The 16,161-nt window shown below is 71.2% G+C and carries 11 protein-coding genes; 4 read left to right on the plus strand and 7 right to left on the minus strand.

The window, feature by feature from the left end:
- Positions 1-144: 144 nt before the first annotated feature.
- Positions 145-528 (minus strand): Rv3235 family protein, encoded by a 384-nt coding sequence (locus J7I97_RS19570; protein ID WP_214936623.1) that lies wholly within the window; start codon positions 526-528, stop codon positions 145-147.
- A 347-nt stretch (positions 529-875) separates the two neighbouring features.
- Here J7I97_RS19570 and J7I97_RS19575 point away from each other — a divergent pair, with 347 nt between their 5' ends.
- The 3 genes from J7I97_RS19575 (at position 876) to J7I97_RS19585 (ending at position 7,397) form a co-directional block, all read left to right on the plus strand.
- Positions 876-1,376: a hypothetical protein gene (locus J7I97_RS19575; protein ID WP_214936625.1), complete on the plus strand. Its 501-nt coding sequence runs from the start codon at positions 876-878 to the stop codon at positions 1,374-1,376.
- A 5-nt stretch (positions 1,377-1,381) separates the two neighbouring features.
- On the plus strand, positions 1,382-2,074 hold the full coding sequence (locus tag J7I97_RS19580; protein ID WP_308369245.1) for an HAD family hydrolase: 693 nt from the start codon (positions 1,382-1,384) through the stop codon (positions 2,072-2,074).
- 355 nt (positions 2,075-2,429) lie between these two features.
- Positions 2,430-7,397 carry an NAD-glutamate dehydrogenase gene (locus J7I97_RS19585; RefSeq protein WP_214936627.1) on the plus strand — a complete coding sequence of 1,656 codons (4,968 nt, stop codon included), beginning with the start codon at positions 2,430-2,432 and terminating at the stop codon, positions 7,395-7,397.
- Between the two features lie 71 nt (positions 7,398-7,468).
- Here J7I97_RS19585 and J7I97_RS19590 read toward each other — a convergent pair whose 3' ends face one another.
- A complete protein-coding gene (locus J7I97_RS19590; RefSeq protein WP_374195496.1) occupies positions 7,469-8,293 on the minus strand; it encodes an ABC transporter ATP-binding protein in 825 nt (274 codons plus the stop codon).
- Positions 8,286-9,242 carry an ABC transporter permease gene (locus J7I97_RS19595; RefSeq protein WP_214936628.1) on the minus strand — a complete coding sequence of 319 codons (957 nt, stop codon included), beginning with the start codon at positions 9,240-9,242 and terminating at the stop codon, positions 8,286-8,288. Before J7I97_RS19595 ends, J7I97_RS19590 begins: the two co-directional genes overlap by 8 nt.
- Positions 9,243-9,392: 150 nt before the next feature.
- Here J7I97_RS19595 and J7I97_RS19600 point away from each other — a divergent pair, with 150 nt between their 5' ends.
- Positions 9,393-10,022, plus strand: a complete 630-nt coding sequence (locus J7I97_RS19600) for a TetR/AcrR family transcriptional regulator (protein ID WP_214936630.1) — start codon at positions 9,393-9,395, stop codon at positions 10,020-10,022.
- A gap of 51 nt (positions 10,023-10,073) precedes the next feature.
- On the opposite strand, the gene J7I97_RS19605 is transcribed toward J7I97_RS19600, so the two are convergent.
- From J7I97_RS19605 to J7I97_RS19620, 4 genes are all read right to left on the minus strand, one after another.
- Positions 10,074-12,347, minus strand: a complete 2,274-nt coding sequence (locus J7I97_RS19605) for a bifunctional glycosyltransferase family 2 protein/CDP-glycerol:glycerophosphate glycerophosphotransferase (RefSeq protein ID WP_214936632.1) — start codon at positions 12,345-12,347, stop codon at positions 10,074-10,076.
- A 120-nt stretch (positions 12,348-12,467) separates the two neighbouring features.
- Positions 12,468-13,355, minus strand: a complete 888-nt coding sequence (locus J7I97_RS19610; RefSeq protein ID WP_374195497.1) for a carbohydrate ABC transporter permease — start codon at positions 13,353-13,355, stop codon at positions 12,468-12,470.
- A gap of 23 nt (positions 13,356-13,378) precedes the next feature.
- Complete coding sequence (locus J7I97_RS19615) at positions 13,379-14,731, minus strand: ABC transporter permease subunit (RefSeq protein ID WP_214936634.1); 1,353 nt, start codon at positions 14,729-14,731, stop codon at positions 13,379-13,381.
- A gap of 4 nt (positions 14,732-14,735) precedes the next feature.
- Positions 14,736-16,139: an ABC transporter substrate-binding protein gene (locus J7I97_RS19620; protein WP_214936636.1), complete on the minus strand. Its 1,404-nt coding sequence runs from the start codon at positions 16,137-16,139 to the stop codon at positions 14,736-14,738.
- Between the last annotated feature and the right edge of the window lie 22 nt (positions 16,140-16,161).

Consider the following 16,161-nt stretch of genomic DNA (forward strand, 5'->3'; position numbering starts at 1 on the left):
AGGGGCACCCCCGCCGGGGCCGGACACCGCGCAGCTGGTGTCCGGCCCCGGCGTCGTTGTACGAGGACTGTGCGGCGCCGTTGCCGGGGGCCGGCCCCAGGACCCCGGCACCTCGAAACGCCGGCGGGGCTCCGCGGTAGGGGGTCAGGGCCGGGGGCCCTGCATTTCGACGGCCGCGCAGCGCCAGCGGAGGTCGGGGCCCTGCTCCAGGCGGAAGGCCATCGCCGAGACACGGTCGCCCGTGGCGATGCGGGCGAAGGCCTCGATCACGCCCGGCCCCGGGTGGAAGCGGCCGCAGTGCCGCAGGACCGGGCGCAGGCGGTCGCGCAGTGGCCCCGCAGGGGCCAGGGTGACCAGCTGGTCGTACGCCGGGCCCACGGTGTGGCCCAGCAGCGAGTGGACCGGGCGCTGGCCGCTCACCACCGCCAGCAGCCGTTCCGCGAACCAGTCGTGCGGGCCGCGCGGGCGCCTGCGCAGGTCGCTGCGGCCGGGCGGGCGGGTGGTGTTCCTGGTCCTGGACCTGGTCATGGTGTCGTCCCCGAGAAGGCCGGGCCCGGCGTACGTGGTGTCATACCGGGCGGTAACTTGGTTGGGGATCTTCTACGGGGGTACGTGAGGGCCCCGCAATCGGTCGCGACGGGCCCGGGTGGGGGCGGTTCCGTTCACCTATCAGGGCTGCCACACCGCCCGGCGCCCGCCCCCCGGCCGGTCGGCGCGTGCGCGGGGTGGACGGGCGGCGGCCACGGGATCGCAGCCCGAAGGGGGACCTCCGGGTCCCTCAGTGGGCGGAGTCGGCCGCAGCGCGAAGGGGGCGCCGGGAAAGGGCCCGCCGGTCGTATCCTGAGGGGGTTTCCGACTACCGAAAGCAGCCGGCCATGCGCGTGTACGTCCCCCTGACCCTCCCCGGGCTCGCCGAGGCGCACAAGGCGGGTGAGCTGGGTCCCGCCCCGCTCCGTGCGTACGCCGTCACCCCCGGGCTGCGCGAGTGGTACGTGTCGGACGACATCGAGGAGCTGGAGTACGCCGCCCTGAGCCGGGCCGCCGCCGCCTCGCTGCGGCTGATCGCCCAGGACGCGGGGGCCCCGCGCAAGCGGGTCGTCGTGGCGCTCGACGTCAATGACAAGGCGGCCACCGCCACTCCGGGCCTCGACGAGGCCACCCTCGGCCAGGTGACCCTCGCCGACGCCGTACGGCTCACCGTGGCCGCCGCTGTCCACGTGGACGCCGACGACGCCCAGGAAGACGTAGCCGCCGCTGCCGGGGCGCTGGAGGCCGCCGACGGCGGGGACGACGACGCGCAGTTCACCGTCGACGGCGCCGAGGACCACGAGCTGCTGTGGTTCGGGGTACAGGAGATTCCGGGGTTGCTGAAGTGATCGACGTGGTCGACGTAATCGCAGTGATCGAGGAGAAGACCGCCCCGCACATCGTGTGGGACTGGAACGGGACGTTGCTCCACGACATCGACGCCGTCATAGCCGCGACCAACGCCTCCTTCGCCGAGCTCGGCTTCGCGTCGATCACCCTGGAGACGTACCGCGACCTGTACGTCGTGCCGGTGCCGAAGTTCTACGAGCGCCTGATGGGCCGGCTCCCCACCGACGCGGAGTGGCTCGTCATGGACGAGGCCTTCCACCGGCACTACTGGGCGGCGGCCGAGGACGCCGGGCTCGCCGAGGGTGCCAAGGAGCTGCTCCAGGAGTGGACGGCGGCCGGTGCCACCCAGTCCCTGCTGTCCCTCGCGCCTCATGAGAAGCTCGTGCCCCTGGTGCGCACCCACGGCATCGACCGGCACTTCGTCCGCGTCGACGGACGGATCGGCCCTTCGCACACCAGCAAGGCAGGGCATCTCGTACGCCATATGGCGGCCATGGAGCCGGCCGGTGTGACGGCCACCCGTACGGTCCTCATCGGAGACGCCGTGGACGACGCGCTCGCCGCCGCCCACGTGGGCGCCCGGGCGGTCCTGTACACGGGTGGTTCGCACAGCCGTGCAAGTCTGGAATCGGCCGGAGTTCCGGTCGTCGACACCCTGGCCGAGGCCGTACGCACAGCTCGCGAGCTGGCTGAATAGCTACTGCATGGCAGAGGCCGCGCGTCGCTGTCCAGAGTGTCAAAGTTCCACCCCTGGTTTTGTACACATACAGCTCATGACGGGCCGGGGGTGGGTGGGGATAGCCTTGTACCCGTGATCAGCGCGATAGAAATCGGGGGCACTGAAGCCTCCGGCCGGCGCCCGGCGCACAACCGTGCCCGGGCCTTCGCTGATCCCCACTGCCGGGACCTCCCGCCGATCATGGCTGATTCCCTCCCGGTCGATTCTCACGACGGCATAGCGTCGATTCCGAACGGACACCCCGCGTCGCGGCGCTACGTCATTCCTTCCTTCACCTACGTCACGCAATGGCGCGCGACAGGAGCCAGAGGACATGCAGACCAAGCTGGACGAAGCAAAGGCCGAGCTGCTCGCGCGGGCGGCCCGGGTAGCTGAGCACAGCCCGGCCGGGGGGCTACTTCCGACTGGGTCCGAGCAGGGAGAGCGTCCCGACCGGGACACGACTCTCGCCTACCTCCAGCGCTACTACCTGCACACCGCCCCGGAGGACCTCTTCGACCGGGACCCGGTCGACGTGTTCGGGGCAGCGCTCTCGCACTACCGGCTCGCCGAGAAGCGGCCGCAGGGCACCGCGAACGTGCGCGTGCACACCCCCACGGTGGAGGAGAACGGCTGGACTTCCAGCCACTCCGTCGTCGAGGTGGTCACCGACGACATGCCCTTCCTCGTGGACTCCGTGACGAACGAGCTGTCCCGCCAGGGCCGCGGCATCCACGTCGTGATCCACCCGCAGGTCGTCGTCCGCCGTGACATCACCGGCAAGCTGATCGAGATCCTCGGCCCCGACTGCGACGCCCACGGTCCCAAGACCGCGCGCCCCCACGACTCCCTCGTCGAGTCCTGGATCCACGTCGAGATCGACCGCGAGACCGACCGCGCCGACCTCAAGCAGATGACCGCCGATCTGCAGCGCGTCCTGTCCGACGTACGCGAGTCCGTCGAGGACTGGGAGAAGATGCGCGACTCCGCGCTGCGCATCGCCGACGAACTGCCGAACGAGCCGACCCCTACCGACCTTCGCGAGTACGAGCTCGAAGAGGCCCGTGAGCTGCTGCGCTGGCTCGCCGACGACCACTTCACCTTCCTCGGCTACCGCGAGTACAACCTCGTCGACGGCGACGCCCTGTCCGCCGTGCCCGGCACCGGCCTCGGCATCCTGCGCTCCGACCCGCACCACAGCAGCCAGGAGGACGACCACCCCGTCTCACCGTCCTTCAACCGGCTCCCCGCCGACGCGCGCGCCAAGGCCCGCGAGCACCGCCTGCTAGTGCTGACCAAGGCCAACAGCCGGGCCACCGTGCACCGCCCCTCGTACCTCGACTACGTCGGCGTGAAGAAGTTCGACGCCGAGGGCAACGTCGTCGGCGAGCGCCGCTTCCTGGGCCTGTTCTCCTCCGCCGCGTACACCGAGTCCGTGCGCCGCGTCCCGGTCATCCGCCGCAAGGTCGTCGAGGTCCTCGAAGGCGCCGGCTTCGCGCCGAGCAGCCACGACGGCCGCGACCTGCTCCAGATCCTGGAGACGTACCCGCGCGACGAGCTGTTCCAGACGCCCGTCGACAAGCTCCGCGAGATCGTCACCTCCGTCCTGTACCTCCAGGAGCGCCGCCGGCTGCGGCTGTACCTGCGCCAGGACGAGTACGGGCGCTACTACTCGGCGCTCGTCTACCTGCCGCGCGACCGCTACACCACCGGCGTCCGGCTGCGCCTGATCGACATCCTGAAGGAGGAGCTCGGCGGCACCAGCGTCGACTTCACCGCCTGGAACACCGAGTCGATCCTCTCCCGCATCCACTTCGTCGTCCGCGTCCCGCAGGGCACCGAGCTGCCCGCCCTCACCGACGCCGACGTCGAGCGCATCGAGGGCCGGCTGGTCGAGGCCGCCCGCTCCTGGGCCGACGGCTTCGCCGAGGCGCTCATCGCCGAGACCGGCGAGGAGCGCGCCGCCGAGCTGCTGCGCCGCTACGGGACCTCGTTCCCGGAGGGCTACAAGGCCGACCACTCGCCGCGTTCGGCCGTCGCCGACCTGGTCCGCCTGGAGCGGCTGTCCGCGAGCGACAGCGACTTCGACCTCTCCCTGTACGAGCCGGTCGGCGCGGGCCCCGGCGAGCGTCGCTTCAAGATCTACCGCCAGGGCGAGCAGGTCTCCCTGTCCGCCGTGCTGCCGGTCCTCCAGCGCCTGGGCGTCGAGGTCACCGACGAGCGCCCGTACGAGCTGCGGTGCAGCGACCGTACGACGGCGTGGGTCTACGACTTCGGCCTGCGGATCCCCTCCCCGGCCGTGAACGGCGACAGCTACCTGGGCGACGACGCCCGCGAGCGGTTCCAGAACGCGTTCGCGGCCGTGTGGACGGGCCAGGCGGAGAACGACAACTTCAACACCCTGGTGCTGAGCGCCGGGCTCACCTGGCGGCAGGCCGTGGTGCTGCGCGCGTACGCGAAGTACCTGCGCCAGGCAGGTGCGACCTTCAGCCAGGACTACATGGAGGACACCCTCCGCAACAACGTCCACACCACCCGGCTGCTGGTCTCGCTGTTCGAGGCCCGGATGTCGCCCGTCCGGCAGACCGCCGGCACCGAGCTCATCGACGCCATGCTGGAGGAGCTGGACGGGGCCCTGGACCAGGTCGCCTCGCTGGACGAGGACCGGATCCTGCGGTCCTTCCTCACGCTCATCAAGGCGACGCTGCGCACCAACTTCTTCCAGCTGAACGACGCGGGCGAGCAGCACGCGTACGTGTCGATGAAGTTCGACCCGCAGGCCATCCCGGACCTGCCGGCGCCCCGCCCGGCCTTCGAGATCTGGGTGTACTCGCCGCGCGTCGAGGGCGTCCACCTGCGCTTCGGCAAGGTCGCCCGAGGCGGTCTGCGCTGGTCCGACCGTCGCGAGGACTTCCGTACGGAGATCCTCGGCCTGGTCAAGGCGCAGATGGTGAAGAACACCGTCATCGTGCCGGTCGGCGCCAAGGGCGGCTTCGTCGCCAAGAACCTCCCCGACCCGTCGGTGGACCGCGACGCGTGGCTCGCCGAGGGCATCGCCTCGTACAAGATCTTCATCTCGGCGCTGCTCGACATCACCGACAACATGGTCGGCGGAGAGGTCGTGCCGCCGAGCGGCGTGGTCCGCCACGACGAGGACGACACCTACCTCGTCGTCGCCGCCGACAAGGGCACCGCGACCTTCTCCGACATCGCCAACGGTGTCGCCGAGGCCTACGGCTTCTGGCTGGGAGACGCCTTCGCGTCGGGCGGCTCGGCCGGCTACGACCACAAGGGCATGGGCATCACCGCCCGCGGCGCCTGGGAGTCCGTCAAGCGGCACTTCCGCGAGCTGGGCCACGACACCCAGAGCGAGGACTTCACGGTCGTCGGCGTCGGCGACATGTCCGGCGATGTCTTCGGCAACGGCATGCTGCTCTCCGAGCACATCCGCCTGGTCGCCGCCTTCGACCACCGGCACATCTTCATCGACCCGAACCCGGACGCGGCCACCTCGTACGCCGAGCGCCGGCGCCTGTTCGAGCTGCCGCGCTCCTCGTGGGCCGACTACGACACCGCGCTGCTCTCGGCGGGCGGCGGTATCCACCCGCGTTCCGCCAAGGCCATCCCGGTCAACGCGCAGATCCGCGCGGCCCTCGGCATCGAGGCGGGCGTCAGCAAGATGACCCCGGCCGACCTGATGAAGGCCATCCTCCAGGCCCCCGTGGACCTGCTGTGGAACGGCGGCATCGGTACGTACGTCAAGGCCACGGCCGAGACGCACGCGGACGTCGGCGACAAGGCCAACGACGCCATCCGCGTCAACGGCTCCGATGTCCAGGCCAAGGTCATCGGGGAGGGCGGCAACCTGGGCCTGACCCAGCTCGGCCGCATCGAGTTCGCCCGTGCCGGCGCCGGCGGCGAGGGCGGCAAGGTCAACACCGACGCCATCGACAACAGCGCGGGCGTGGACACCTCCGACCACGAGGTGAACATCAAGATCCTGCTGAACGCGGTGGTCGCCGACGGCGACATGACCGTCAAGCAGCGCAACAAGCTGCTCGCCGAGATGACCGACGAGGTCGGACATCTGGTGCTGCGCAACAACTACGCGCAGAACGTCGCCCTGTCCAACGGGAGCGCCCAGGCCCCGAGCCTGCTCCACGCCCAGCAGCGGTTCATGCGCCGCCTGGAGCGGGCCGGACTCCTGGACCGAGCCCTGGAGTTCCTGCCCACCGACCGGCAGATCCGCGATCTGCTGAACAACGGCAAGGGCCTGACCCAGCCGGAGCTGGCCGTCCTGTTCGCCTACACCAAGATCACGGTGGCGGACGAGCTCATCCACACCGGGCTGCCGGACGACCCGTACCTGCGCCGCCTGCTGCACGCGTACTTCCCGGCCGCCCTGAGCACGAAGTTCGCGGAGCAGATCGACGGGCACGCGCTGCGCCGGGAGATCATCACCACGATCCTGGTCAACGACACCGTCAACACCGGCGGTTCGACCTTCCTGCACCGCCTGCGCGAGGAGACCGGGGCCTCCACGGAGGAGATCGTGCGGGCGCAGCTCGCCGCCCGCGAGATCTTCGGGCTGGCCGAGGTGTGGGACGCGGTCGAGGCGCTGGACAACAAGGTCGCGGCCGATGTCCAGACCCGGGTACGGCTGCACTCGCGGCGCCTGGTCGAGCGCGGCACCCGCTGGCTGCTCAACAACCGGCCGCAGCCCCTCCAGATCACCGAGACCATCGAGGCCTTCGGCCAGCGGGTCGGCCACGTCTGGTCCGAGCTGCCCAAGCTGGTGCGCGGCGCCGACCTGGACTGGTACCAGTCGATCATGGACGAGCTGACCGGCGAGGGCGTGCCGCAGGACCTGGCGGCCAAGGTGGCCGGCTTCTCCTCGGCCTTCCCGACGCTCGACATCGTCGCGATCGCGGACCGGACGGGCGTCGACCCGCTGGATGTCGCCGAGGTGTACTACGACCTCGCCGACCGCCTGGACATCACCCAGCTGATGGACCGGATCATCGAGCTGCCGCGGGCCGACCGCTGGCAGTCCATGGCCCGCGCCTCCATCCGCGAGGACCTGTTCGCGGCGCACGCCGCGCTGACCGCCGATGTGCTGGCGGTGGGCAACGGCACCTCGACTCCCGAGGACCGCTTCACGGCGTGGGAGGAGAAGAACGCCGCGATCATCGGGCGGGCCCGGACGACCCTGGACGAGATCCAGGGATCGGACGACTTCGACCTGGCGAACCTGTCGGTGGCGATGCGGACGATGCGGTCGCTGCTGAGGGCGCACAGCTGAGTCGTGGCCCTGCGGGGCGATGACGCGTAAAAGGGCGGCCCGGGACACGTGTCCCGGGCCGCCCTGCCCGTTCACCGACCGGAGGTGAAGGCCTCGTAGGCGTCGCAGACCTCGGCGGAGGGGCCGTCCATGCGCAGTACCCCCGCCTCCAGCCAGATCGCCCGGTCGCAGGTCTCGCGGACGGTGCCGATGCCGTGACTGACGAGGAAGACGGTGCCGGCGTGCTCGCGGAGCTCCTCGATGCGCTTGTGGCTGCGGCGCTGGAAGGCGGCGTCGCCGGTGGCGAGGGCCTCGTCGATCATCAGGACGTCGTGGTCCTTGGCGGCGGCGATGGCGAACCGCAGCCGGGCGCCCATGCCGGAGGAGTACGTCCGCATGGGGAGGGAGATGAAGTCGCCCTTCTCGTTGATCCCGGAGAAGTCGACGATGTCCTGGTAGCGCTCGCGGATCTGCTGCCTGGACATGCCCATCGCGAGGCCGCCGAGGACCACGTTGCGCTCGCCGGACAGGTCGTTCATGAGGGCCGCGTTCACGCCGAGCAGGGACGGCTGGCCGTGCGAGTAGACCGTGCCGCGGGCCACGGGCTGGAGGCCGGCGATCGCGCGCAGCAGGGTGGACTTGCCCGAGCCGTTGGTGCCGATGAGCCCGATGGCCTCGCCCTTGTACGCGGTGAAGCTGACGCCCTTGACGGCGTGCACCTCGCGGACGCCGGGGGCGGGCTTGCGGGAGAAGATCCGGCTGAGGGCGGCGATGGCGCCGCCCTTGGCGCTGCCGCCGCCGTGGACCTTGTAGACGACGTGGACCCCGTCCGCGATGACGGTGGGGACGCGGGGGTCCACCGTCGCGGTGGGCGGGGTCCGGGTCGGGGTTCGGGGCAGGGTTGCGGTGTCAGCCACGGCCGTACTCCTCCTCAGCCTTCCAGAAGTAGATGAATCCGCCGACGCCGGCGAGCAACGCCCAGCCGATGGCGATCGGCCATGCGTGGCGGGGGAGTTCGTGTGCGGTGAAGGTGTCGATGAACGCGAAGCGCATCAGGTCGATGTAGACGGCCGCCGGGTTGGCCTTGAGCAGCAGTGAGACCCAGTGCGGCAGGTCACCGGCCCCCAGCACCTTGTCGATGGACCACATGACGCCCGAGGTGTACATCCAGGTGCGCAGGACGAACGGCATCAGCTGGCTGACGTCGGGGCTCTTGCTGCCGATGCGGGCCATGACCATGGCGCAGCCCGCGCAGAAGACGGCCATCAGGAAGAGGGTCGGGACGGCCAGGAGCCAGGACGGGCCCGGGGTCTGGCCGAGGGCGAGCAGCAGGACGACCAGGGCGCCCATGGTCACGAGCAGCTGCTGGAAGAGCTGGACGACGGTGGACAGGGGCAGGGTGGCCCGGGGGAAGTGCAGGGCGCGGACCAGGCCGAGGTTGCCGTGGATGGCGCGGGTTCCGGCATTGACGGAGCTGCCGATGAAGTCCCAGACGAAGACGCCGGTGATGAGGAAGGGGACGTAGTCCGGCACGTCGCGGCTGGCCTTCATGGCGATGCCGAAGATGAAGTAGTAGACGGCGGCGTTGAGGAGCGGGGTCACCAGGTGCCAGACCTGGCCGAGCTTGGCGGCGCTGTACGTGGCGTGCATACGGGCGCCCGCGTACGCGGTCACGAAGTGGCGGCGGCCCCAGAGCTCCGCGACGTAGCGGGGGAGGGTCGGGCGGGCGCCGCTGACGGTCAGGCCGTGGGCGGCCGCCAGTTCCGCCAGTTCCGCCGGGTCCGCCGGGTCCGCCGGGTCCGCCGGTTCCGTCGGTTCTGCTGATTCCGCCCGTTTCGCCGGTGCGGGTGGCGCGGTGGTGGTCACGGGGCTCGCTTTCGACGGGGGCAGGGCGTCGGCGCCGACGATGGGACGGGTCCGTATCGTCGCTACGGCGAGAGTAGGGGGGAGGTACGTCGGAACGCAACCGTATCGTCGTGACGGGTTAGGGTCGGCGTGCCCGGCTATGCTCTGTGCATGACCAAGGACCCCGCCGAAGCTCCCGCCGCCCCCGCCCGCCGCGCCCCCGCCGGGGCCGCCGTCCTGCGGGAGGACGTGACCGAGGCGATCCGCTCGGCGGTGCTGGAGGAACTGGCCGCCGTAGGGTTCTCCCGGATGTCGATCGAGGGCATCGCGCGGCGGGCGGGGGTGGGCAAGACGGCCGTGTACCGGCGCTGGAAGTCGAAGCTGCACCTCGTGCTGGACCTGGTGGGGGCGTTTGCGGTCGACGGGCTGCCGGTGCCGGCGACGGGGTCCCTGTACGGGGACGTACGGGCGCTGCTGGAAGTGATGTCACACGTGCTGCGTCACCCGGTGGCCTCCGCGGTGATCCCGGACCTGCTGGTGGAGGCGGCGCGGAATCCGGAGATCGCGGACGCGGTCCGGGGGGCGCTGCTGGAGGGGGAGCGGAGGATGGCGGAGGGGATCGTCTCCGACGCCGTCTCGCGGGGCGAGCTGCCGGTGGGGGTGGACGCGGCGAGAACGCTCGATCTGGCGATCGGGCCGTTGTACTGGCGGCAGGTGGTGGTGCGGGAGGCCGTGTCGCCGGACTATCTGGACGGCCTGGCCCGCTCGGTGGTGGCGGGTCTGACGGCCGCGTCCGGCTGACCGTCGCCGACGCCGCCAGCGCCTCAAACGCGGCGGGGCTATGGACAGCCCTTACGGCCACAGGCTCGGCGTGAGAGGCGCCAAGGTGGGTTCCGGGGTCAGGGGCGAGGCCGCGGGGGTGGGGCGGCGGTGTTCCGGTGGGGTGATGGCCGGGACGGGGGCCGGCTGGCCCAGGAAGACGCGGCGGACTACGCGTTCCGCCGCGTGGCCGTCGTCGTACGAGCAGAAGCGCGACCGGAACGCCGCGCGGAGCTGCGCCGAGCGGGAGCCCTGCCAGTGGCCCGTGGCGAAGATGTCCACCAGTTCGTCCTCGGTCCGGGCGATCGCACCCGGCGGGCAGGCCCGCAGGTCGAAGTACGTGCCGCGGGCCGCCTCGTACGCCTCCCAGTCGTCGGCGTGGATCACGATCGGCCGGTCCAGCGAGGCGTAGTCGAACATCAGGGACGAGTAGTCCGTCACCAGTGCGTCTGAGGCCAGGCAGAGTTCCTCCACCGAGGGGTGGGCGGACACGTCGATCAGCCGGGGGTGCGGCTGCCCCGACGGGCCCGGGGCGTCCGCGTAGGTGAGGTGGGTGCGGGTCAGGATCGTGAAGCGGGGGCCCAGGTCGCGCAGGACCCGTTCGAAGTCCAGGTGTTCAGGCCGGCTGCGCCGGTAGTCGCGGTGCGTGGGCGCGTACAGGATCGCCGTCGAGCCCGGCGGGATGCCGAGGCGCTCGCGCAGTTCGACCACGTCCGCCCGGGTGGCGGAGTGGAAGACGTCGTTGCGGGGGTAGCCGTACTCCAGGGTCGTGTACGTGGAGGGGATGGCCTTTTCCCAGACCAGCGTCGAGTGGCGGTTCGAGGACAGCAGGTAGTCCCACTGGTCGGCGCCGCGCAGCAGGCCCGCGAAGTCCGTCGTCGGGGTGGCCGCCGGCCGGTCCTGGAGGTCCAGGCCGACCCGCTTGAGCGGGGTGCCGTGCTGGGTCTGGACCAGGATCTGGCCGGGGCGCTTGACCAGGGTGCGGTCGAAGTTGACGTTCGTGGTGAGGTACGTGGCCCGGGCCAGGGCCGTCCAGTAGGCGAGGGAGCCAGGGCGGAGCATCGCCGTCTGCGGCGGGAGCGTCGCCGCGTGCCGCGGGTCGCAGATCCAGGCCGTCCGCATCCGGGGTGCCAGCTCCCGCAACTTGGCCTCGATCGCCGCCGGGTTGCAGGCGTAGCCGCCGTGCCAGTACGCGGAGAACACCGCCAGCTCGGGGCGCAGCGGGAGGAGGCGCTGGACGCGGTAGTGCAGGCGGAGTGCCGTTTCGCGCAGGCCCCGCCACGCGGTCCGCGCGCCACGCCCCGCCGACAGAGCGGCCGCGCGCAGGACGGACAGGGCGCGGTAGGTGCGACGCACACCGAGCCGCATCAGCGTGTGGCGGACGCGGTCGGTGCGGGAGGGGGACAGCGGCACGGGCAGGGGACGCGCGCCCGCCGCCCGGTAGCGCCGCAGCAGGGCGGAGGCGCGGCGGAAGAACTCCGCCCGGCTCGCGCGCGGGAGGCGGCGCGGGTCGGCGTACACGGCACAGAGGTGCTCGGCCATCCGCCGGTGCACCGCCGGGCGCCAGCGTTCCAGCTCGGGGCGGGCGGCGAGGTAGCCGAAGACCCGGTCGTACTGGTCGAAGATGTCGAGGTGGCGGCGGCTGGAGGTGGTCAGGAACGAGCCGGTGCGGCGCTGGCGGTAGTGGACGCAGACCCGGTCGAGGACGGCCACGGACTCGGCGGCGAGCAGCGCCGGGTAGGTCCAGGGGGTGTCCTCGTAGAAGCCGGGCGGGAATTCGAGGCCCTCGCGCTCCACGTACTCACGGCGGTACGTCTTGTTCCACACCACCATCAGCATGCCGAGCAGCGCCGGGCGGTCGGCGAGCCGGAAGCTGGCCGGGCCGTCCTCGCGGAGCCGGTGCGAGAGGCTGTTGCGGACCACCTCTCCCGTCCAGAAGGTGCGCGCGTAGTCGTAGACCAGGACGTCCGGGGAGCCGGTGTCCTTGAGCCGGTCGGTGATGGCCTGGAGCGCGCCGGGAGCGAGGGTGTCGTCGCCGTCCAGGAAGACCAGGTAGTCGCCGGTGGCCCGGGCCAGCCCCGCGTTGCGGGCCGGGCCCAGGCCCAGGTTGTGCGCCAGGTGCACGGCGGTGACCCGGGGATCCCGGGCCGCGTAGTCGTCCATGATCGAACCGCAGGCGTCCGGGGAGGCGTCGTCGACCGCGATCAGTTCCAGATCCGGGTACGACTGGGACAGGACGGAGTCCAGACTCTCCTGGAGGTACGCCTGAACCTTGTACGCGGGCACGATGACGCTGAACCGGGGCACGGCACATCCAGGGGTCGGCGCGGGCATATTGCCCAGGAACCCTTGGCGTGGTGATCGGGTTACGCAGAGTGTGGCATTCGAGTTACTCAGCGTCAACGTCCCACGTCAACCCTGGTACGTCTACTTGACCGCTCCCGCCATCACCCCCGAGACGAACTGCCGCTGGAAGGCGAAGAAGACGACGAGCGGGACCACCATCGACAGGAACGCCCCGGGCGCCAGCACGTCGATGTTGTTCCCGAACTGCCGGACCTGCTGCTGGAGCGCCACCGTGATCGGCGGGTGGGACGAGTCCGCGAAGACCAGCGCCACCAGCATGTCGTTCCACACCCACAGGAACTGGAAGATGCCGAGCGAGGCGATCGCCGGACCGCCGAGCGGCAGCACCACCCGGGCGAACAGCCGCAGTTCACCCGCCCCGTCGAGGCGGGCCGCCTCCAGCAGCTCGCGCGGTATCTCCGCGAAGAAGTTCCGCAGCAGGAACACCGCGAAGGGCAGTCCGAAGGCGGTGTGGAAGAGAACCACCCCGGCCGTCGTCTCGAACAGGCCCAATGTGCCGAAGAGTTCGGACACCGGAATCAGGGCGACCTGCACGGGAACCACGAGCAGCCCCACGACGATCAGGAACAGCCAGTCCCGGCCCGGGAACTCCAGCCAGGCGAAGGCGTATCCGGCGAACGCGCCCAGGACGACCACGAGCAGGGTCGCCGGGACGGTGATGGCCACCGTGCTGAGCAGCGAACCCGTGATGGTGTCGTTCTCCAGCAGCCGCTCGTAGTTGCCGGCCGTCAGCCGGGAGGGCGCCGTCAACACCTCCCACCAGCCGCCCTTGTTCAGGTCGGCGGGGGAGAGGAACGAGGAGATCAGCAGCCCGAGCGTGGGCAGCAGCCAGAACAGGCCCGCGAGGACCAGGAAGACGCGCAGCGCCCCGCCGGCCGCGCGGGAGGCGATCGCTTGCACGGCGCTGGACCTGGACCTGGACCTGCTGCTGGGCATGGTGCCGGACATGCAGTTGGTGCTGTGCGCTGCGCTCATCGGCGGGCCTCCCGGCGCATGCGGCGGATGTTGTAGAGCATGACCGGGACCACGAGCACCAGCAGCAGCACCGCGATGGCGCTGCCCAGCCCCGGATCGGCGTCCGTGCCGAAGGAGGTGCGGTACAGCTGGAGCGCGAGCACGTTCGCGTCGTCCTGCACCGCGCCCGGCGCGATCACGAAGACCAGGTCGAAGATCTTCATGACGTTGATGACGAGGGTGACGAGGACCACCGCCAGCACGGGCGCCAGCAGCGGCACGGTGATCCGCCGGAACACCTGCCACTCGTTCGCCCCGTCCACCCGGGCCGCCTCCAGCAGCTCCCGCGGTACGGCGGCCAGCCCGGCCCCGATCAGCACCATCGCGAACCCGGCCCACATCCACACGTACGCCCCGATGACCGCCGGGGTGACGAGCGCCGGGCCGAGCCACTCCACCCCCGCGTAAGCCTCCCGGAAGTTCGAGGCGGGCAGCCGCAGCAGCGCCCCGTCGGCCTTCGCGGACAGGGTGAAGGTGCCGTCGGCGCGAGCCGTCGCCGAGTCGACCACCTTGCCGTCCTTGACCGCCTCGATCCGCATCCCGGAGAACGCGGACTCGGTGGGGTCGACCGTGTTCGTACGGCCGCCCCCGCCCCGGGTGAAGTCCTGCCAGGCCGTGCCGGTGACCTTGCCCGGCTCGGGGTCCGCGGCCTTCGCCGTACGGGTCCCCTCGGGCAGCGCCTCCGGGGCGACGCCGACCAGCGGGAGCAGCGCCGGTACGCCGGCCCGTACGGGATCACGGGTCACGAAGGCGCCCCCCGCCGCCGGGACCAGCGGGGACTCCCGGCCGGGCCGGGCCTTCGGGAAGGCCGAGGACTCCGCGAACGTGTCGTGCACCCCGACCCAGACCGCGTTGGCCACACCCCGGTCGGCGTCGTGGTCGTAGACCAGCCGGAAGATGATGCCCGCCGCCAGCATCGAGATCGCCATCGGCATGAAGACGAGGATCTTGAACGCCGTTCCCCAGCGCACCCGCTCGGTGAGCACCGCGAAGATCAGGCCGAGGACGGTGGCCGTGGTGGGCGCCAGCACCACCCACAGCGCCGTGTTCTTCAAGGCGGTGCGGATGGTGTCGTTGTGGACGATTTCCCGGTAGTTGCCGCCGCCCACGAAGGTGTCGCCGGAGCGGTCGAAGAAACTGCGGTAGACCGAGTAGCCGATCGGATGCACGACGAGCGCCCCGAGCAGCACGAGGGCCGGGAGGAGGAACGCCGCCGCGACCAGGCGGCGGCGCCGGGCCTCGGCGGACCTTCCGGCTCCGGCGGCGGCGGTGACGGTGGCGCGCGCGTGGTGCGGGGCCTTCGCCGTCACGGGATCAGCCCCCGTACGCCTTGGCCGCGTCCGCCTCCAGTTTCGCCTGGGCGCCCGCCACGTCCGAGGGGTTCGCCAGGAAGTCCTGGAGCGCCTTCCATTCGCCGGCGCCCGGGGTTCCGCCGAACGCGGCGGGGGCCTGGTCCGACATGTCGAAGCGGAAGTCGTCGCCCGCCGCGATCAGCGCCTTGGCGATGTCACGCTGGATGTCGTTCGGGTAGGCCTTCGGGTCGACCGCCTTGTTCGGGGAGACGAAACCGCCCTCGTGGGCCTGGATCTCCGCCGCGTCCGGCGAGGCCAGGAAGGTCAGCAGCGCCTGCGCGCCCTTCGACGGCTTCAGTGCTACCGCCACGTCACCGCCCGACACGACGGGAGCCTTGCCGCCGACCGCCGGGAAGGGGAACACCAGGGCGTCCTTGCCCACCTTCGCCTCGGTCTGCGTGATGTTCACGGCTACGAAGTCGCCCTCGAAGACCATCGCGGCCGCCGGCCGGTCGCCGCCGGTGAAGGTCTGCGTCACCGACTTCGGGAACTCGGTCGCCAGGGCCCCGCTCTGCCCGCCGGCGAGGAAGTCCTTGCGGCCGAACAGCTCGCCGAGCGTGGTCAGCGCCTGCTTGACGCTGTCGTCCGTCCACTTGATCTTGTGCTTGGCCAGCTGGTCGTACTTCTCCGGGCCCGCCTGCGAGAGGTAGACGTTCTCGAACCAGTCGGTGAGGGTCCAGCCGTCCGCGCCGGCCACCGAGACGGCCGGGGTGCCGGAGGCGGACAGGGTGTCGGCCGCCGTCAGCAGGTCCTTCCAGGTCTTCGGCGGCTGCACGCCCGCCGCCTCGAAGGCCTTCGCGTTGTACCAGATCAGCGACTTGTTGGCGGCCTTGTAGTAGACGCCGTACTGGGTGCCGTCGACCGCGCCCAGCGCCTTCCAGCCGTTCGAGTAGTTCTTGTCGAGCTGGGCCTTCGCCTCCGGGCCCACCGGCTGCGCCCATTTGTTCTGCACCGCCGAGACCAGCGCGCCGACCTGCGGGAGCAGCGCCACGTCCGGCGGCTGACCGCCCGCGATCTTCGTGCCGAGGAAGGTGACGATCGGGTCCTGGGCCGGGACGAAGGTGACGGTGGCGCCCGTCCGCTTCTCGAACTCCTTCAGGACCTTGGTGAAGTTCTCCTGCTCAGGGCCCGTCCAGACCGCCGCTACCGACAGCTTCTCGCCGGACAGCCGCGGTAACTCGACGCGCTGGCCCGTGGGGGCCGCCCCTCCCTGGGGCGGGTCCTCCTGCTTGCCGCCGTCCCCGCCGCCGCACGCCGTCAGCGCGAGTGCGCCCGCGGCGGCGAGGGCCGCACAGGAGTAGCCGCCTCCACGGCTCTTCACGCGGCTACGGCTCTTCGTGCGGCTCGTTCCCTGCTGCCTGCGCATGGCTGTGCCCCCGATGCCTGTC

It is taken from the genome of Streptomyces sp. ISL-87 (assembly GCF_018614095.1).
GTDB lineage: Bacteria > Actinomycetota > Actinomycetes > Streptomycetales > Streptomycetaceae > Streptomyces.

Bases quoted from the DNA above. Each gene is read 5' to 3' on its own strand.
- J7I97_RS19620 (WP_214936636.1), bottom strand. From the start codon at position 16,139: ATGCGCAGGCAGCAGGGAACGAGCCGCACGAAGAGCCGTAGCCGCGTG.
- J7I97_RS19570 (WP_214936623.1), bottom strand. From the start codon at position 528: ATGACCAGGTCCAGGACCAGGAACACCACCCGCCCGCCCGGCCGCAGC.
- J7I97_RS19585 (WP_214936627.1), top strand. From the start codon at position 2,430: ATGCAGACCAAGCTGGACGAAGCAAAGGCCGAGCTGCTCGCGCGGGCG.
- J7I97_RS19575 (WP_214936625.1), top strand. From the start codon at position 876: ATGCGCGTGTACGTCCCCCTGACCCTCCCCGGGCTCGCCGAGGCGCAC.
- J7I97_RS19610 (WP_374195497.1), bottom strand. From the start codon at position 13,355: ATGTCCGGCACCATGCCCAGCAGCAGGTCCAGGTCCAGGTCCAGCGCC.
- J7I97_RS19600 (WP_214936630.1), top strand. From the start codon at position 9,393: ATGACCAAGGACCCCGCCGAAGCTCCCGCCGCCCCCGCCCGCCGCGCC.